Annotated in this window: 16 protein-coding genes; 15 read left to right on the top strand and 1 reads right to left on the bottom strand. The window is 67.4% G+C overall.

Annotation, left to right across the window (positions count from 1 at the left end; translation table 11 throughout):
* Positions 1–126: 126 nt before the first annotated feature.
* The 9 genes from DZC73_RS22670 (at position 127) to DZC73_RS22710 (ending at position 10,694) form a co-directional block, all read left to right on the top strand.
* On the top strand, positions 127–1,737 hold the full coding sequence (locus tag DZC73_RS22670; protein WP_124542661.1) for an ABC transporter substrate-binding protein: 1,611 nt from the start codon (positions 127–129) through the stop codon (positions 1,735–1,737).
* A 69-nt stretch (positions 1,738–1,806) separates the two neighbouring features.
* Complete coding sequence (locus DZC73_RS22675; RefSeq protein ID WP_124542662.1) at positions 1,807–2,811, top strand: ABC transporter permease subunit; 1,005 nt, start codon at positions 1,807–1,809, stop codon at positions 2,809–2,811.
* A gap of 6 nt (positions 2,812–2,817) precedes the next feature.
* The gene (locus DZC73_RS22680; protein ID WP_124542663.1) at positions 2,818–3,705 is read left to right on the top strand and encodes an ABC transporter permease subunit; all 888 of its coding nucleotides are present in this window, start codon (positions 2,818–2,820) and stop codon (positions 3,703–3,705) included.
* Between the two features lie 50 nt (positions 3,706–3,755).
* Complete coding sequence (locus DZC73_RS22685; protein ID WP_124542664.1) at positions 3,756–4,742, top strand: oligopeptide/dipeptide ABC transporter ATP-binding protein; 987 nt, start codon at positions 3,756–3,758, stop codon at positions 4,740–4,742.
* On the top strand, positions 4,739–5,734 hold the full coding sequence (locus DZC73_RS22690) for a dipeptide ABC transporter ATP-binding protein (RefSeq protein WP_124542665.1): 996 nt from the start codon (positions 4,739–4,741) through the stop codon (positions 5,732–5,734). The genes DZC73_RS22685 and DZC73_RS22690 overlap by 4 nt, the downstream gene beginning before the upstream one ends.
* A gap of 86 nt (positions 5,735–5,820) precedes the next feature.
* Positions 5,821–6,852 (top strand): hypothetical protein, encoded by a 1,032-nt coding sequence (locus DZC73_RS22695; RefSeq protein ID WP_124542666.1) that lies wholly within the window; start codon positions 5,821–5,823, stop codon positions 6,850–6,852.
* A gap of 8 nt (positions 6,853–6,860) precedes the next feature.
* Positions 6,861–7,691: a GNAT family N-acetyltransferase gene (locus DZC73_RS22700; RefSeq protein ID WP_124542667.1), complete on the top strand. Its 831-nt coding sequence runs from the start codon at positions 6,861–6,863 to the stop codon at positions 7,689–7,691.
* A 125-nt stretch (positions 7,692–7,816) separates the two neighbouring features.
* Positions 7,817–9,364, top strand: a complete 1,548-nt coding sequence (locus DZC73_RS30625; protein ID WP_124542668.1) for a methyl-accepting chemotaxis protein — start codon at positions 7,817–7,819, stop codon at positions 9,362–9,364.
* Positions 9,365–9,413: 49 nt separating this feature from the next.
* Positions 9,414–10,694: a glutamate-5-semialdehyde dehydrogenase gene (locus DZC73_RS22710; RefSeq protein ID WP_124542669.1), complete on the top strand. Its 1,281-nt coding sequence runs from the start codon at positions 9,414–9,416 to the stop codon at positions 10,692–10,694.
* Between the two features lie 6 nt (positions 10,695–10,700).
* Here the strand turns inward: DZC73_RS22710 and DZC73_RS22715 are convergent, their stop codons facing one another.
* Entirely contained in the window at positions 10,701–11,513 is an 813-nt protein-coding gene (locus tag DZC73_RS22715; protein WP_124542670.1) for an inositol monophosphatase family protein, read from the bottom strand.
* Between the two features lie 52 nt (positions 11,514–11,565).
* Here DZC73_RS22715 and queC point away from each other — a divergent pair, with 52 nt between their 5' ends.
* From queC to DZC73_RS22745, 6 genes are all read left to right on the top strand, one after another.
* Positions 11,566–12,303, top strand: a complete 738-nt coding sequence (gene queC, locus DZC73_RS22720) for a 7-cyano-7-deazaguanine synthase QueC (RefSeq protein ID WP_124542671.1) — start codon at positions 11,566–11,568, stop codon at positions 12,301–12,303.
* Positions 12,304–12,409: 106 nt separating this feature from the next.
* The gene (locus DZC73_RS22725; RefSeq protein WP_124542672.1) at positions 12,410–12,955 is read left to right on the top strand and encodes a LemA family protein; all 546 of its coding nucleotides are present in this window, start codon (positions 12,410–12,412) and stop codon (positions 12,953–12,955) included.
* Positions 12,952–13,779, top strand: a complete 828-nt coding sequence (locus tag DZC73_RS22730; RefSeq protein ID WP_124542673.1) for a hypothetical protein — start codon at positions 12,952–12,954, stop codon at positions 13,777–13,779. Before DZC73_RS22725 ends, DZC73_RS22730 begins: the two co-directional genes overlap by 4 nt.
* 183 nt (positions 13,780–13,962) lie before the next feature.
* Positions 13,963–15,786: an FAD-dependent oxidoreductase gene (locus tag DZC73_RS22735; RefSeq protein WP_124542674.1), complete on the top strand. Its 1,824-nt coding sequence runs from the start codon at positions 13,963–13,965 to the stop codon at positions 15,784–15,786.
* Between the two features lies 1 nt (position 15,787).
* Positions 15,788–17,635, top strand: a complete 1,848-nt coding sequence (locus DZC73_RS22740; RefSeq protein WP_124542675.1) for a 2-oxoacid:acceptor oxidoreductase subunit alpha — start codon at positions 15,788–15,790, stop codon at positions 17,633–17,635.
* Complete coding sequence (locus tag DZC73_RS22745) at positions 17,632–18,687, top strand: 2-oxoacid:ferredoxin oxidoreductase subunit beta (RefSeq protein ID WP_124542676.1); 1,056 nt, start codon at positions 17,632–17,634, stop codon at positions 18,685–18,687. The genes DZC73_RS22740 and DZC73_RS22745 overlap by 4 nt, the downstream gene beginning before the upstream one ends.
* Positions 18,688–18,744: the final 57 nt, after the last annotated feature.

Below are 18,744 nucleotides of genomic sequence, written 5' to 3' on the forward strand. Positions count from 1 at the left end.
GAAACTACGCGTTAACCCGGCGTTTTACCGAAGAAAATCGAAGGACCGCGGAGATATCATGCCGCGCTCGCTGCCCACAAGGCGGCTGACTGATCACTCGCCACGCAACTCCGAGGACGAACACCAATGACGACTCGCGGCTTCACCCTCAAGACCCTGGCGGCCACCGCGCTCATCGCCTGCGCCGGCACCAGCTTCGCGGCCAAGACCCTCGTGTACTGCTCCGAGGGCAGCCCCGAAGGCTTCAACCCCCAGTACTACACCACCGGCACCACGGCTGACGCGGGCTCGGTCCCGATGTTCAACCGCCTCGTGGAATTCGAACTCGGCAGCACGAACATCGTCCCCGGCCTTGCCGAAAGCTGGACGGCCGCTCCCGACGGCCTGAGCTACACCTTCAAGCTGCGCAAGGGCGTGAAGTGGCACAGCAGCGCGAAGTTCACGCCTTCGCGCGACTTCAATGCCGACGACGTGCTCTTCTCGTACAACCGCCAGGCCGACCCGAACCACCCGTTCCGCACGACGACGCCGGGCCAGACCTACGCGTACTTCGAAGACATGGGCATGAAGGACATCGTCGACCACGTCGAGAAGGTCGACCCGATGACGGTGAAGTTCGTGCTGAAGAAGCCCGAGGCGCCCTTCCTCGCCAACATGGCGATGGACTTCGCCTCCATCCTGTCGGCCGAGTACGCCGAGAAGATGAAGGCCGCCGGCACGGTGGACGTGATCGACAAGGAACCCATCGGTACCGGCCCGTTCCAGTTCGTGTCCTACCAGAAGGACGCGATCATCCGCTACAAGGCCTTCGACCACTTCTGGGGCGGCCGCCCGAAGATCGACAACCTGGTCTACGCCATCACCACCGACGCGTCGGTGCGCTACGCCAAGCTCAAGACGGGCGAGTGCCACGTGATGGCCTTCCCGAAGCCTGCGGACGTGGCGTCGATGAAGGCGGATCCGAACATCAACCTCATCCAGCAGAACGGCCTGAACGTCGGCTACATCGCGTTCAACGTCGAGAAGAAGCCCTTCGACAACAAGCTGGTGCGCCAGGCGCTGAACATGGCCGTCAACAAGAAGGCCATCCTCGACTCGGTGTTCCAGGGCGCGGGCCAGCCGGCCAAGAACCCGATCCCGCCGACGCTGTGGGGCTACAACGACAAGGTGGCCGAGTACGCCTATGACCCGGCCAAGGCCAAGGAGCTGCTCGCCAAGGGCGGCTACCCCAACGGCACGGAAGTCGAGCTGTGGTACCTGCCCGTGACCCGCCCGTACAACCCTGACGGCAAGCGCATGGCCGAGCTCATCCAGGCCGACTGGGAAAAGATCGGCGTGAAGACCAAGCTCATCACCTTCGAGTGGGGCGAGTACCGCAAGCGCAGCAAGACCGGCGAGCAGCATTCGATGATGTTCGGCTGGTCCGGCGACAACGGCGACCCCGACAACTTCTTCGTGCCCTTGCTCGGCTGCGCCGCGGTGAAGGGCGGCGGCAACGTCTCGCGCTGGTGCGACAAGGGCTTCGAGGACGCCGTCCAGAAGGCCAAGCTCGCCACCAAGCAGGCGGACCGCGCAGCGCTCTACCAGAAGGCGCAGGAGATCGCGCATGAAGAAGCGCCGTGGATTCCCATCGCCCACAGCGTGCGCTTCGACCCGGTGCGCAAGGAAGTGATCGGCTACAAGATGGATGCGACGGCGCACCATTTCTTCCACAAAGTGGACATGGCCGGCAAGTAAGAGAAAGGGCGCTGCACAGCGCGCAATGGGGGCGGGCGCCCCCATTCTTTTTGCTGCGGCCCAGGCACCATGTTTTCGTTCATCTTCAAACGCCTCGCGCTGGTCATCCCGACCTTCCTGGGCATCACGCTGCTCGTGTTCGGGCTCATCCGCCTCATCCCCGGCGACCCGGTGGAAGCGATGTCGGGCGAGCGCGGCATGACGCAGGAACGCTACGAGCGGCTCGTGCATGAATTCGGCCTGGACCGGCCGATGTACGTGCAGTACGGCGAGTACGTCTGGAAGGCGCTGCACGGCGACCTCGGGCAATCGATCAAGACGCGCGAGCCGGTCTTCGCGGAATTCATCGGCCGCTTTCCGGCCACGATGGAGCTGTCCATCGTCGCGATGCTGTTCGCGCTCGTGGTGGGCATTCCCGCCGGCATCCTCGCGGCTGTGAGGCGCAACACCATCGCCGACTATTCGGTGATGGGGGCGTCGCTCACCGGCTATTCGATGCCGATCTTCTGGTGGGGCCTGCTGCTCATCCTCTTCTTCTCGGTCAACCTCGGCTGGACGCCGGTGGCCGGGCGCATCGCCATCGAGTACGACGTGCCCAGCGTCACCGGCTTCATGCTGATCGACTCGCTGTTGTCGTCCGATGCCGGTGCCTTCAAGAGTGCGCTGCGCCACCTGATCCTGCCGGCCATCGTGCTGGGCACCATCCCGCTCGCGGTGATCGCGCGGATGACGCGCTCGTCGATGCTCGAAGTGCTGCGCGAAGACTACGTGCGCACCGCGCGTGCCAAGGGGGCCTCGACCTTCCGCGTGGTGGGCATCCACGCGCTGCGCAACGCGCTGATTCCCGTGGTGACGACCATCGGCCTGCAGGTCGGCACGCTGATGGCGGGCGCGGTGCTCACCGAGAACACCTTCGCCTGGCCCGGCGTGGGCAAGTGGCTGGTGGAAGCCATCCACCAGCGCGACTACCCGATCGTGCAAGGCGGCATCCTCATGACCGCCACGATCATCATCGTCGTGAACCTCGTCGTGGACGTCCTGTACGGCGCGATCAACCCCCGCATCCGGCATTGATCCATCATGAGTGCCACCTTTGAATTGCAGACGCCTCCGTCCCCGGCCGTGGAGCTGTGGCGTGACTTCCGCCGCAACCGCGGCGCGGTGATCGGCCTGGCCATCGTCGCGCTGCTGGTGTTCATCGCGGTGTTCGCCGACGTGATCGCGCCCTACTCGCCGTCGGAGCAATACCGCGACGCCTTCCTGCGTGCGCCGTCATGGCAGCCGCAGGACGGGCATCGCTTCCTGCTGGGCACCGACCCGGTGGGCCGGGACATCCTCTCGCGGCTCATCCACGGCACGCGGCTGGACCTTCTCATCGGCCTCGTGTCGGTGGGACTGTCAATGAGCGTGGGCGTGCTGCTGGGGCTGCTCTCGGGCTTCTACCGCGGCATGCTCGAGGTGTTCGTCATGCGGCTGATGGACATCATGCTCGCGCTGCCGAGCCTGCTGCTGGCAGTCGCCATCGTGGCCATCCTCGGCCCCGGCCTGATGAACGCGATGTACGCCATCGCCATCGTGATGCTGCCGCACTTCGTGCGCCTCACGCGGGCGTCCGTCATCTCCGAGCTGTCGAAGGACTACGTGCAGGCCTCGCGCATCGCCGGCGCCGGGCCGTTGCGCCTGATGTTCAACACCGTGCTGCCCAACTGCGCGGCGCCGCTGATCGTGCAGGGCACGCTGGGCTTTTCGTCATCCATCCTCGACGCGGCAGCGCTCGGCTTCCTCGGCCTGGGCGCGCAGCCGCCGACGCCGGAGTGGGGGTCGATGCTGTCGAGCGCCACCGAGTACATCCAGAGCGCCTGGTGGGTGGTCACGCTGCCGGGCCTCGCGATCCTGGTCTCCGTGCTGGCCTTCAACCTGATGGGCGACGGCCTGCGCGATGCGCTGGACCCCAAGCTCAAGAGATAAGACATGTCGACCTCCACGTCGCATTCCTGCCCGCAGATCGGCGGCTGACCATGGCACTGCTCGAAGTCAAGAAACTCGCTGTCGAATTCGGCAGCACCGCGTCGCCCTTTCGCGCCGTCGATGGCGTCGACCTCAGCATCGATGCCGGCGAAGTCGTCGGCATCGTGGGCGAATCCGGCTCCGGCAAGAGCGTGACCTCGCTCGCGCTGATGGGCCTCATCGACGAACCCGGCCGCGTCACCGCCGACAAGCTCGAGTTCGATGGCCGCGACCTGCTGAAGATGCCCGTGAAGGAGCGCCGCGCCATGCTCGGCCGCGACATCGCGATGATCTTCCAGGACCCGATGACCAGCCTCAACCCGTGCTTCACGGTGGAGTACCAGCTCACCGAGACGCTGCGGATTCACGAAGGCGGTTCGCGCAAGGCCTTGCGCTCGCGCGCCCTGGAGCTGCTCAAGCTGGTGGAGATTCCCGACGCCGAGCGCCGGCTCGACGCCTACCCGCACCAGCTCTCCGGCGGCATGAGCCAGCGCGTGATGGTCGCGATGGCCATCGCCTGCAACCCGCGCCTGCTCATCGCCGACGAGCCCACCACCGCGCTGGACGTGACCATCCAGGCGCAGATGCTGCAACTGCTGCTCAAGCTGCAGCGCGACCGCGGCATGGCGCTCATGCTCATCACCCACGACCTGGGCGTGGTGGCCGAGATCGCGCAGCGGGTGATGGTGATGTATGCCGGCCAGGTGGTGGAGACCTCGCGCGTGCCCGACATCTTCGAGGCGCCGCACCACCCCTATACCGAAGCGCTGCTGTCGGCCCTGCCCGAGCACAACATCGGCCAGCGCCGCATGCGCTCGCTGCCGGGCGTGGTGCCGGGCGCCTACGACCGGCCCAGTGGCTGCCTGCTGTCGCCGCGCTGCCCCTACGTGCAGGACAAGTGCCGCCAGATGAAACCCGATCTCTTCGGCGTGGAAGGCGCGCAGGCGCGCTGCTTCTTCCCGCTGGTCAAGCATGAGTCGATGGAGGTGAAGGCATGAGCACGTCCAACACCGACATCGTCCTCGACGCACGCGAGCTCGCCAAGCACTACAGCGTGTCCCAGGGCTTCATGAAGCCCAAGGCCGTGGCCCGCGCGCTCGATGGCGTGTCGTTCCAGCTGCACGCCGGCAAGACGCTGGCGGTGGTGGGCGAATCCGGCTGCGGCAAGAGCACGCTGGCGCGGCAGATCACGATGATCGAGACGCCGACCTCGGGCCAGCTGCACCTGGGCGGCGTCGATGCCGCCACCGCCGATGACGCCGCGAAGAAGCGCCTGCGCCAGGAAGTGCAGATGGTCTTCCAGAATCCGTTCGGCAGCCTGAACCCGCGCAAGAAGATCGGCCACGCGCTGGAGGAGCCGCTGGTCATCAACACCACGCTGGGCAAGGCCGAGCGCGAGGAGAAGGCGCGCGCGATGATGGCCCGCGTCGGCCTGCGGCCCGAGCACCACCAGCGCTACCCGCACATGTTCTCCGGCGGCCAGCGCCAGCGCGTGGCCATTGCCCGCGCGCTCATGCTCCAGCCCAAGATCGTGGTGGCCGACGAACCGGTGTCCGCGCTGGACGTGTCCATCCAGGCCCAGGTGCTCAACCTGCTGATGGACCTGCAGGAGGAGACCCGGGTCGCCTACGTGTTCATCTCGCACAACCTCGCGGTGGTGGAGCTCATCGCCGACGACGTGCTGGTGATGTACCTGGGCAAGGTGGTGGAGCAGGCGAGCAAGAAGGAGTTGTTCGCGATGCCGCGGCATCCGTACACCCGGGCCCTGCTGGCGAGCACGCCGCGCATCGACAAGTCGGCGCGGCAGACTCGGCAGGTGCTGTCGGGCGAATTGCCGTCGCCGCTGGCCCCGCCGCCCGGCTGTGCCTTCCACAAGCGGTGCCCCTACGCGCAGGAGCGCTGCAAGGTCGAAGTGCCGACATTGCGGCAGCCGACGGACGGCAAGACCATCGGCCTGGTGGCCTGCCACTTCGCGGAGACCATCGCCTAGGCGTTTGTATTTGTTTACCAACTCGACACACTGTCTCTTCGAAGCTGCCGCCAAATAAGGGCATACAAGGCTTCAAAGGAATGAACATGCCGAGGGAACAAGACACCGCCACGACGCTTCGCCACATCGCTGCGCTCATGGGCGCCTGCGCGATCGTCACCGCCTGCGGAGGCGGTGGTGGCAGCGCAGGAACACCGCCACCTCCGCCTCCCGCCCCGGCCCCCGGCCTGAACGACGCCGCCCGAACGGCCGCCGCCACCGCCACCGCGCAGAGCACCACCAACGCCTGCGCCTCGCTGCCCTCGTTCTACTGGGAGATCGGCGACCGGGCTGCGCGCATCGCCAGCGGCTCGGTGCACCAGTCGGGCGCGATCCTCACCTACACCTCGTCCACCAACCTGAGCATTGCCTCGGCCTCGAAGTGGATGTGGGGGGCCTACGTGGTGGAAAAGCGCAACGGCATCCTGAACTCGACCGACATCAAGCACCTCACCTTCACCAGCGGCTACAGCAGCTTCGACACCTGCGCGGTGGGCGACACCGTGGGCAGCTGCCTGGCCAGCGGCAGCAACGGCACCTACACCTCCGCCACCGACGGCAAGTTCTTCTACAACGGCGGCCACATGGAGAAGCAGGCCAGCCTCATGGGCCTGGACGGCGCCGACAACGCGGCACTCGTCACCGAGGTGAAAAGCCAGATCGGCACCGAGATCGCCATGACCTACACGCAGCCGCAGCCGGCTGGCGGCGTGCGCACCAATGCCGACGAGTACGCCAAGTTCCTGCGCAAGATCATCACCGGCGACCTGCGCATGGGCAGCGTGCTCGGCACGCAGGCGGTGTGCACCAACCCCACCACCTGCGCGACCGCGGTGAGCACCCCCATCCCCACCGACGAGAGCTGGCACTACTCGCTGGGCCACTGGGTGGAGGACGACCCCACCGTGGGCGACGGCGCCTTCAGCAGCCCGGGTGCCTTCGGCTTCTACCCGTGGGTCGACGCGAGCAAGACCTACTACGGCATCGTGGCACGCGAGTCCGTCGGCGGCGCGGCCATCGAATCGGTCAAGTGCGGCCGGCTCATCCGCAAGGCCTGGCTCACGGGCAACACCTACTGAGGACACACTTGACGCTGCGCATCGTTCCCGCCACCGCGTTCTCGCACGAGGACATCGCCGGCTGCTTCACTCAGGCATTCGAAGGCTACCTCGCGGGGTCGATGCTTCTGACCGAAGCGACCCTGCCACGCTTCCTCGCGCGGCAGGGCGCGGACCTCGCGCTCAGCCGTTGCGTGGTGAGCGACGGGGCCCTGGCGGGCCTGACCTTCGTGGGCGAGTACGAGCGGCGTCGCCGCATCGGTGGCATGGGCGTGCTGCCTTCGGCGCGGGGCACGGGGGCGTCGCGCCTGCTGCTGTCGCGCGTGATCGAGGATGCGCGTGCGGCAGGCATCGCTGCGATGGAGCTGGAGGTGTTCGTTCAGAATGCGCCAGCCGTGGCGCTGTACCGCAAGACAGGCTTCATCGACGGCCCGCCTTTGTGGGGCTTCACACGCGAACCCGGCGGAAAGCTCGCGGGTGATGCGGACTCGCCGCAGACCCTCACCACCTCGCAGGCGGCCGACTGGCTGATCACTCACGGCCAGCCCGGCTTGCCCTACCAGACCAGCGGCTATGCGTTGCAGCATGCCGATCCGGGCCTCACGTTCTGGCGTCTGGGCGATGCCTTGATGGGATTCACCGAGACCTCGCCGCAGCGGCTGTCGGTGCCCTTGCTGGTTGATGCCAATCCGGCACAGGCCGACGCCCTGCGCCTCGTGAACACCTTGCTGCATCGCCATCCACAGCACCACGTGCGTGTGCCCCAGCTCATGCGTGACGACTGCGCGGCCGAGGCCTGGCGGCGTGCCGGATTCGTCGCGCTGGACATTCACCAGATGCAGATGCGCCTGCCGCTGTGAGGCGCGCCGCACGTCCGTGCGGCATTTGCTGTCGATGCGATTAGCGATCAAGCGCTTTCAAAAGCCCTGCAGTTGCGTTCGATCCTGCCGATAGCAGCGGTTCGAACCAACAAAGGGAGCTTGTCATGAAGAACGCCTTGAACCGGCGCCTGCTGGCCGCCTTCGCCCTCATCATCGTGCTCGTTGCCACCGTGGGCAGCGTCGCAGGATGGTTCACCTGGAAGACGCAGAGGGACTTCCGCAATCTCTACGGAAACACGCTGGGCTCGGGCGAGCTCGGCAAGGCCGACAGCGCGCTGTGGCAGCTGCGCTACTCGCTGGCCATGGCCGCGACGGCGGATGAAGCGGGTGTCCGCAAGGCCGCGGCTGACGAGGCGCGGCACTTCAAGGCGCTGAACGAGGCGCTGGACCGGTACGCCGGCACCGACCTGGATGCCAGCGAGGCGCAGGCGCTCGTGGAGTTGCGCGACCGGGTGAAGGGCTATGCCGCCGTCAGGCCGCAGTGGTTCGAGCTGCGGCTGCAAGGCAAGGACGACGAGGCCAAGGCCTACCGCGCGGCCAACACCACACCGGCCGGCGCCGCGCTGGTCAAGGCCATTGGCGCCCAGATCGACCTGCAGACGCGGGCCGCAGCGCTCACCCACCAGGAGCTCGATGCCGGCGCGATGCGCGTGCGCAGCCTGGTGATCGGCGTGTGCGCCATCGCACTGGGCGCCGCGGCGTGGCTGGCGGCCTGGATCATCCGTGTGCTGACTGCACCGGTGGCTCGCGCGACCGAGCTGGCCCACAGCATTGCGCAAGGCCACCTGTCCAACCACATCGAGGTGGAGGAGGGCCCCATGCGCCACCTGCTGGCGGCCTTGCGCGACATGCAGTCCAGCCTGGCCGCCACGGTGGCCAGCGTGCGCACGAATGCCGAGCAGGTCGCCATGGCCGGCACGCAGATCTCCAACGGCAACAACGACCTGAACGCCCGCACCGAGCAGCAGGCCGCCGCGCTGGAACAGACCGCGTCGTCCATGGAGCAGCTGGGGGCAACGGTGCGCCAGAACGCCGGCAATGCAGAGCAGGCCAACCGGCTCGCGCTGGGCGCATCCACCGTGGCGGTGCGCGGCGGCGAGGTGGTCGCGCAGGTGGTGGACACCATGAAGGGCATCAACGACAGCTCGCGCCAGATCGCGGACATCATCGGCGTGATCGACGGCATCGCGTTCCAGACCAACATCCTGGCGCTGAACGCGGCCGTCGAGGCCGCCCGCGCGGGCGAGCAGGGCCGCGGCTTCGCGGTGGTGGCCAGCGAGGTGCGCAACCTCGCCCAGCGCTCGGCGCAGGCGGCCAAGGAAATCAAGGCGCTGATCGGCGCGAGCGTGGAACGGGTGGAGCAGGGCAGCGCCCTGGTCGACCAGGCCGGCGAGACCATGCAGGAGGTGGTGGCCGCCATCTCGCGGGTCACGGCCATCATGGGCGAGATCAGCACCGCCAGCGCCGAGCAGAGCGCGGGCGTCGCGCAGGTCGGCCAGGCGGTGACGGAGATGGACCGTGCGACCCAGCAGAACGCGTCGCTCGTGCAGCACAGCGCCGCGGCCGCGGGCAGCCTGAAGTCGCAGGCGCAGCAGCTCGTCGAAGCGGTGTCGGTCTTCAAGCTCGGGCGAGAGCCGGCGGCGCTGGCCTGAGCCGGCCCGCCGGGAGCGGTGGAAGGGCCGATTTGCGACAATCGCGCCTATGACTTCCACCGATCTCCAGGCCGTCGTCGCCCACATGGGCGCAGCCGCGCGCGCGGCCAGCACGAAGATGGCCGCCGCCCCGACGGCGGCCAAGAACCAGGCCCTGCTGGCGCTCGCCCGCCTGCTGCGCAGCGAAGCCGCCGCCCTGCAGCCGGCCAACGCCAAGGACGTGGAGGCCGCCCAGGCGGCCGGCCTGTCGGCCCCGATGGTGGACCGCCTGAAGCTCACCCCCAAGATCATCGAGACGGTGGCCGAAGGCTGCGAGCAGATCGCCGCCATGCCCGACCCGATCGGCGAGATCACCAACCTGCGGCGCCGGCCCACCGGCATCAGCGTGGGCCAGATGCGCGTGCCGCTGGGCGTGTTCGGCATGATCTACGAGAGCCGCCCGAACGTGACCATCGAGGCCGCGTCGCTGGCCATCAAGAGCGGCAACGCCTGCATCCTGCGCGGCGGCTCCGAGGCCATCCATTCCAACCTCGCGCTGTGGAAGCTGGTGCAGGCTGCGCTGGTGGAAGCCGGCCTGCCGGCCGATGCCGTGCAGCTCGTGCAGACCACCGACCGCGCCGCCGTGGGCCACCTCATCGCCTCGCCCGAGGCGGTGGACGTGATCATTCCGCGCGGCGGCAAGGGCCTGATCGAGCGCATCAGCCGCGAGGCGAAGGTGCCGGTCATCAAGCACCTGGACGGCAACTGCCACGTGTACGTCGACGCGCAGGTCGACATGGCGCTGGCGCTGAAGGTCACCGACAACGCCAAGACGCAGAAGTACAGCCCCTGCAATGCGGCCGAGTCGCTGCTGGTGCATGCCGCCGTGGCCGGCGAATTCCTGCCGAAGATCGGCGCGATGTGGGCCGCCAAGGGCGTGGAGATGCGCTGCGATCCGCGCGGGCAGGCCCTCTTGAAGGACGTGCCGCAATTGCAGGTCGTGCCCGCCACCGAGCAGGACTGGAGCGAGGAATACCTCGCGCCCATCGTCAGCCTGAAGGTGGTCGACTCGCTGGACGAAGCCATTGCCCACATCAACCGCTACGGCTCGCACCACACCGACGCCATCCTCACCGAGAACCATCCGAACGCCATGCGCTTCCTGCGCGAGGTGGATTCGGCCAGCGTGATGGTCAATGCCTCGACCCGCTTCGCCGACGGCTTCGAGTACGGGCTGGGCGCGGAAATCGGCATCAGCACCGACAAGTTCCACGCCCGCGGGCCGGTGGGGCTCGAGGGGCTGACATCGATGAAGTGGGTAGTGCTGGGGCAGGGGGAAGTGCGGGGCTGAGGCGCGTCAATCGCGCAGCAGCGCGTCGCGGATCTCCTGCCACAGGGCCTCGCTGCGTGCCGAGAGCACGCCCACGCCACCATCGTCCGCAAGGTAGGGCGACCCGTCATACCGCGCCACATGCCCGCCCGCCTCCTGCAGCAGCAAGGTGCCGGGCACATGGTCCCAGGGCAGGGTGCGGTAGAACATGGCGAAGTGCTGTGCGCCCGTGATGATGGCCGGGTACTCGATGCCCGCGCATCGCAGGCCCGGCAGGCATTCGCCGATGCGCGGCATGCGCGACTCGACAGCGCTGCGCAGGTCGGGCGGCAGGAACTTGGTGAGCACGGCGCCACGGGCCTCATCCAGCGGCACGGCAGGGGAAGGCACCTGCATGCGCTGGCCGTCGCGATGGCAGCCGCCGCCGCGAACCGCCATCCAGCGTTCGGCCGCTACCGGGTTCAGCACCCACGCCCCGATCGCTTCGCCGTCCTGCAGCAGGGCGGCCATCAGCGCAAAGGTCTCGCGGCCGGCCACGAAGTTGGCGGTGCCGTCCAGCGGATCGACCAGCCACACCCGGCCCTGGTCCAGCCCTTGCAACAAGGAGGGGTCGGCCGCACAGGCCTCTTCTCCCACCACCCGCGACCCTGGCAGCAGCGCCAGCAATCCCCGCTCGATGATCTGCTCGGCCTCCCTGTCGGCCACCGTCACCAGCTCGTCCTTGGCCTTCTCGATCACCTCGCCCTCGCGGAGCCGGCGAAAGCGCGGCATCACTGCCTGCTCGCTGGCCTGGGCCAGCAGGGGCAGGACTTCATCGAACAGGGCATCGGAAACGGTCATCGTGTGAAGATCATCGCATTGGATTCCATTGACCTTTCGTTACCATCGCCCGATGCCTGACGCACGACACGCCCTCGTCCTGTTTTCCGGTGGCCAAGACTCCACCGCCTGCCTCGCCTGGGCGCTCGAGCGCTACCAGCATGTGGAGACCATCGGCTTCGACTACGGGCAGCGGCACGTGGTGGAGCTGGAGTGCCGGCTCAACGTGCGGGCGCAGATCCACGAGAACTTCCCCCAGTGGCGCGACCGCCTCGGCCCCGACCACCTGCTGGACCTGTCGCTGCTGGGCCAGATTTCCGACACCGCGCTCACCGAGAAGCGCGAGATCGAAATGAACGCCAACGGCCTGCCCAACACCTTCGTGCCCGGCCGCAACCTGTTGTTCTTCACCTTCGCTGCAACCATTGCTTACAGGCGCGGACTGAACGTGCTGGTCGGCGGCATGTGCGAGACCGATTTCTCAGGCTACCCCGACTGCCGCGACAACACGCTCAAGGCCTTGCAGGTGGCGCTCAGCCTGGGCATGGACGCGAAGATGACCGTCGAGACGCCGCTGATGTGGCTGGACAAGGCCCAGACCTGGGCCCTCAGCGCGCAGCTGGGCGGCGAGGAGCTCAACGCGCTGATCGTCGAGCACACGCACACCTGCTACCTCGGCGACCGGGGGCAGAAGCACGAGTGGGGCTACGGCTGCGGCCAGTGCCCGGCCTGCGCGCTGCGGGCGCGCGGCTACCGCGGCTGGAAGGAGCACGGCTCCTCTTTCGCCGACACCCATCGCGGCGATCTCTGAATCCACGCTGACACCGGCCGAAGACGCCTGCCGTTGACGCATTTGCGCGACGCGTTCGTCGCGCCACGTGCGGCCGGCTCGCACGCCTCTCGTAGACTTCGCTCCCATGACGACGGCGCAAATCGTGGGGTGGGTCATTGCCGCGGTCCTGGTGTTCTGGGCCGTGGGCGCCTACAACCGCCTCGTGAGCCTGCGCAACGACATCTCCAAGGCCTTCGTCCCGGTGGACGCGCAGATCCGCCAGCGCCACATGCTGCTGGAGCAATGGGTCGAAGGCCTGCGCCCCCTGCTCGAACACAACCGCCAGGTGCTCGATGCCGTGCTCGCTGCCTGCGGCCAGTTGCAGGCCGCCTGCGACGTGGTGCGCACCCGGCCCAGTGCCGCACGCCCCATGGCCAGCCTGCGCATGGCCGAAGAGACGCTGGCCGATGCCCGCACCCGCCTGAAGAACGAGCTGCCCGCCAAGCCCGAGATGCTGGCCGGCCTGGGCGTGGCGGTGTTCGGCGAGGAACTCGCGGCGGCCGACAGCACGCTGGGCTTTGCGCGCCGCCAGTTCAATGAGGCCACGCAGACCTACAACGACGCGCTGGACCAGTTCCCCACCTGGCTCATCGCCGGGCTCTTTCGCTTTCGCAACGCGGGGACGCTGTGAACGCTGCCGCCTCCCGCGACTCCGAGATCACCACGCGCGTGTTCGACGCGCTGGAACTGCGCGAGGCGCTGGACCGCCTGTCGCGCCTGAACGGGCCGGGCGAGTTGCATGCCGCCATCCTTGCGCTCATTTCGCCGCGCGAGAGTGCCGAGTCCTTCATCGTGTGGACGCACGAGACGGTGTTCTCGCCCGATGCCTCGCTGATCCGGCAGGACATCACCAAGCTGCCTGACGAGCTTCGCGTGCCGGTGCTCGAAGTCTTCCTGGACCGCATGCGCGTGAATCCGAAGGAAGAGCGTCGCGGCCTGCTGCAGGCCACGCGGCGGCTGGTGGCGGTGCACACGCCCTTGCGTCCGCTGGACCGCCTGCACTGGCTGCTGATGCGCCGCAGGCTGGGCGACCGCCCGCCGATCCCACTGCCGCCACAGGCCCGCAACGACCTGGCCGAACTGTCGAAGTACATGATCGGCCGCATCGCGAGCGTCACCGCCTACCTCGCGCGCATGGTGCCGGGGCCGGACGCGCAGGCCGGGTTGTCCTGGTATGCGCACGTGATGTCGCAGCTGGACCATTCCGGCGACGTGCCGCCATGCAAGGCGCCCGATGGCGATGGACTGGCACATGCCCTGGATGAAGTCGAGGCCTTGCCCTTGATGCTTCGGCCGGTGCTGATGCGCGGATGGGTGGATGCGGCCATCAACACCAGTGGCCGCGTGCGCCTCATGCCCCTGGCCGCCGATGCGCTGCGCATCGTGGCGGACCTGCTTGATTCCCCATTGCCACCGGAGCTGGCGCGCCACTTCACCGAAGTCGATTGGAAGTAGGGAAGCAGCGCATCCACGTCATGTTGCGTCGCATCATGACTTTTGAAATCCACCGCTGCGTCTGGTGGCTTCGCACAAACCCTCGCGTGACCTGAGGCGCTCGGCAGTAGCATCGTCCGCACTGCCAGCGAAACAACCCGCGCCGCGGCCCACGAGGTCTGCGTGCACGAAAGGGGGCCTCTTTTGCAGCCGACGGACATTCGTCATCCCGACTACTTTCACAAGGTGGTCGATTGCCAGTGGGCATGCCCGGCGCACACGCCGGTGCCCGAATACATCCGCCTGATCGCCGCGGGGCGCTACGCGGATGCGTACATGGTGAACTGGGAATCCAACGTGTTCCCAGGCATCCTCGGACGAACGTGCGACCGGCCCTGCGAGCCGGCCTGCCGGCGTGGCCGTGTCGAAGAAGCGCAGGCCAGCAAGCCCGAGCCCGTGGCCATCTGCCGGCTCAAGCGCGTGGCGGCCGACTTGAAGGGCGATGTCTCCGAGCGCATGCCGCGCCTGGCGCTGCACAAGAACGGCAAGCGCGTGGCCTGCGTGGGCGCGGGACCTGCCGCGCTCACGGTCGCGCGCGACCTGGCACCGCTGGGCTACAGCGTGACGGTGTTCGATGCGGACCCGAAGGCCGGCGGCATGATCCGCTCGCAGATCCCGCGCTTTCGATTGCCCGAAGAAGTCATTGACGAAGAGACGCAGCACGTGTTGCGGCTGGGCGTTGAATTCCGTGGCGGCGTGCGCATCGAGTCGATGAAGCAGCTGCTCGACGAGAACTGGGACGCGGTGTTCGTGGGCTCCGGTGCGCCGCGCGGACGCGACCTGTCGCTGCCCGGCCGGCAGGAAGCCGCAGCGCACATCCACATCGGCATCGACTGGCTGGCCTCCGTCTCGTTCGGCCACACCACGCACATCGGCCGTCGCGTCATCGTGCTGGGTGGCGGCAACACGGCCATGGACTGCTGCCGCACCTCCCGGCGCCTGGGCGGCGAGGAGGTGAAGGTCATCGTGCGCTCGCCCTTCGACGAGATGAAGGCCTCGCCCTGGGAGAAGGAAGACGCGATGCACGAGGGCATCCCCATCCTCGACTGCCTCGTGCCCAAGGCCTTCGTGCACGACAACGGCAAGCTCACCGGCATGCGCTTCGAGAAGGTGAAGGCCGTGCGCGACGACAAGGGCCGCCGGCAGCTCGTGCCCACTGGCGAACCCGAGCAGTTGGTCGAGTGCGACGAGGTGCTGGTGGCGGTGGGGCAGGAGAACGCCTTCCCCTGGATCGAGCGCGACATCGGCATTCACTTCGATGAGCACGGCATGCCGGCGCTGAATGCGGTGACGCTGCAGGCCAGCCGGCCCGATGTCTTCTTCGGTGGCGATGCGGCGCTGGGCCCGAAGAACATCATCTGGGCGGTGGCGCAAGGCCATGCGGCGGCCATCTCCATCGACAAGTTCCTGCATGGCGAAGACGTGGCGCAGCGCCCGCCGCCGGGCGTGACGCTGGTGTCGCAGAAGATGGGCATCCACGAATGGAGCTATGACAACGAGGTGGCGCCCGACCTGCGCTACAAGGTGCCGTGGCGCGACGTGAACCAGGTGCTGCGCAACATCAAGGTGGAAGTGGAGCTGGGCTTCGACGCGAAGACCGCGTTCAAGGAAGCGCAGCGCTGCCTCAACTGCGACGTGCAGACGGTGTTCGCCACCGGCCAGTGCATCGAATGCGACGCCTGCGTGGACATCTGCCCGATGGACTGCATCACCTTCACCAAGAACGGCGAGGAGCCCGAGCTGCGAACGCGATTGCGGGCACCGGCCCGGCAGGCGGATCAGGCGCTGTACGTGTCGGACCTGCTCAAGACCGGCCGCGTGATGGTCAAGGACGAAGACGTGTGCCTGCACTGCGGCCTGTGCGCCGAGCGCTGCCCGACCGGCGCCTGGGACATGCAGAAGTTCGCGCTGGACACCGCGAAGGCGGGCCACGCCTGCCGGCAGCATCAACCGCGCAAGGTGGCATGAGATGAAGAAGCATCGCATCGCCGCCGTCAACGACTTCGTCGTCAAGTTCGCCAACGTGAACGGCTCGGGCTCGGCCTCGGCCAACGAGCTGTTCGCGCGGTCGCTGCTGCGCATGGGCGTGCCCGTGAGTCCGCGCAACATCTTCCCGTCCAACATCCAGGGCCTGCCCACCTGGTACGAGGTGCGAGTGAACGAGCGCGGCTACCTCGGCCGGCGCGGCGGCGTGGACCTGATGGTCGCCATGAACCCGCAGACCTGGGACAAGGACGTGGCCGAGATCGAGCCGGGCGGCTACCTGCTGTACGACAGCAGCAAGCCCATGCCGGCCTCGAAATTCCGCGAGGACCTGAACCTCATCGGCGTGCCGCTCACCGAGATGTGCGCGACCCGCTACACCGACCCGCGCGAGCGGCAGCTGCTCAAGAACATCGTCTACGTGGGCGTGCTGTCGTCGCTGCTGGGCATCGAGCCGGAGGTCATCGCCACGCTGCTGGGCGAGCAGTACAAGGGCAAGGCCAAGCTCATCGAGCCCAACCTCGATGCCTTCATGCTGGGCCTGCACCATGGCCGCGACGTGCTGGACGACGTGATCGAGCTGAAGGTGGAACGCCGCGATGCGGTGGGCAAGCGCATCTTCATGGAAGGCAATGCCGCCGCGGCACTGGGCTGCGTGTACGGCGGCGCGACGGTGTGCGCCTGGTATCCCATCACGCCGTCGTCCTCGGTGGCGGAGGCTTTCCAAAAGTACTGCAGCCGCTACCGCGTGGACAAGGCGACGGGCCAGAACCGCTTCGCCATCGTGCAGGCGGAAGACGAGATCGCCTCCATCGGCATCGTGACCGGTGCGGGATGGAACGGTTCGCGCGCCTTCACCTGCACCTCGGGGCCGGGCGTGTCGCTGATGACCGAGTTCATCGGCCTGGCCTATTTCGCCGAGATTCCGGCCACCATCATCAACGTGCAGCGCGGTGGGCCATCCACCGGCATGCCCACGCGCACGCAGCAGGCTGACCTGCTGAGCTGCGCGTATGCGTCGCACGGTGACACCAAGCACGTGCTGCTGTTCCCCGAAGACCCGCACGAATGCTTCGAGTTCGGTGCCGCCGCGCTGGACCTGGCGGACCGCCTGCAGACCCCGGTGTTCCTGATGACCGACCTGGACATCGGCATGAACCATCGCCTGTGCGAGCCGCTGCAATGGGACGACAGCCGCCGCTACGACCGCGGCAAGGTGATGTCGCGCGAGGACCTGGACAGCGGACGCGACTTCGGGCGCTACCTGGACGTGGACGGCGACGGTATCCCCTACCGCACGCTGCCGGGCACGCATCCGGAACGCGGTGCCTACTTCACCCGCGGCACGACGCGCGATGCCTATGCGCGCTACTCGGAGGCAGGGCCGGACTACGTCTACAACGTCGAGCGCCTGCTTCGAAAGTTCGAGACCGCCAAGAAGCTGGTGCCGCAGCCACTGGAGCGCAAGGCGGCCAGGCCGACGCGGCATGGGGTGCTGTACTTCGGCTCGACCAGTCCCGCAATGAGCGAGGCCTTCGATGCCTTGCAGGCCAAGGGGCTGCATGTGGACCTGATGCGCATCCGCGCCTTTCCGTTCAGCGAGGCGGTGGATCGCTTCATCGCCGAACACGACAGCGTGTTCGTGATCGAGCAGAACCGCGATGCGCAGCTGCGCACGATGTTGATGACCGAGCAGGAGGTCGATCCGGCGCGGCTCATTCCCATCCTGCACTTCGATGGGACGCCGATCACCGCGCGCTTCATCACGGATGCGATTGCCAAGCGCATGCCGGGCGCGAACGTGGAGTCGATCAAGAAGGGGCTGGTGGCATGACGTATCTTGCGAAACCCAAGCTGCACCACCCCACTCTGCCGAAGAACACCCTCGGCTTCACGCGCCGCGACTATGAAGGCAAGGTCTCCACGCTGTGCGCCGGCTGCGGGCATGACTCGATCTCGGCCGCGCTCATCCAGGCCTGCTGGGAACTGGACATCGAGCCGCACCGCATGGCCAAGCTGTCGGGCATTGGCTGTTCGTCCAAGACGCCGGACTACTTCCTGGGCAACTCGCATGGCTTCAACACGGTGCATGGCCGCATGCCTTCGGTGCTCACCGGCGCCAACCTGGCCAATCGCGAACTGTTGTACCTGGGGGTGTCGGGCGACGGCGATTCCGCGTCCATTGGCCTGGGCCAGTTCGCGCACGCCATGCGGCGCGGCGTGAACATGACCTACATCGTGGAGAACAACGGCGTGTACGGCCTCACCAAGGGCCAGTTCTCCGCCACCGCGGACCAGGGCAGCAAGTCCAAGAAGGGCGTGATCAACAGCGACGCGCCCATCGATCTCGTGGCGCTTGCATTGCAGCTCGGCGCGACCTATGTGGGGCGCAGCTTCTCGGGCGACAAGGACCAGCTGGTGCCGCTCATCAAGGGGGCGCTCAGGCACCGCGGCGCGGCGTTCATCGACGTCATCAGCCCGTGCGTCGCCTTCAACAACCACGCGGGCAGCACCAAGAGTTACGACTACGTGCGGGCCCACAACGAAGCGGTGAACCGGCTGGACTTCATGCCCAGGCGCGACCCCGTCAGTGCGAGCTACGCACCGGGCGAGGTCATCGAAGTCACGCAGCACGATGGCAGCGTGCTGCGCCTTCGCAAGCTGGCCGAGGGCTACGACGCCGGCGACCGCCTCGCGGCGATGACGCACATCCACGCGCACGAGGCGCGCGGCGAGATCCTCACCGGACTGCTCTACGTGCGCGGCGACTCGCAGGACCTGCATGCCCACTTGCGCACCGTGGATACACCGCTGAACCGCCTGGCGGAAGCCGAGCTGTGCCCCGGCTCCGCGGTGCTGGCTGCCCTGAATGCCGAACTAGCCTAGACCAGTTGTCACCCAGGCGACAACTGGTCTAGGCCGGTTGAAGTCGCCTTCTCGCGA

It is taken from the genome of Rhizobacter terrae (assembly GCF_003852895.1).
Taxonomy (GTDB): domain Bacteria; phylum Pseudomonadota; class Gammaproteobacteria; order Burkholderiales; family Burkholderiaceae_C; genus Albitalea; species Albitalea terrae.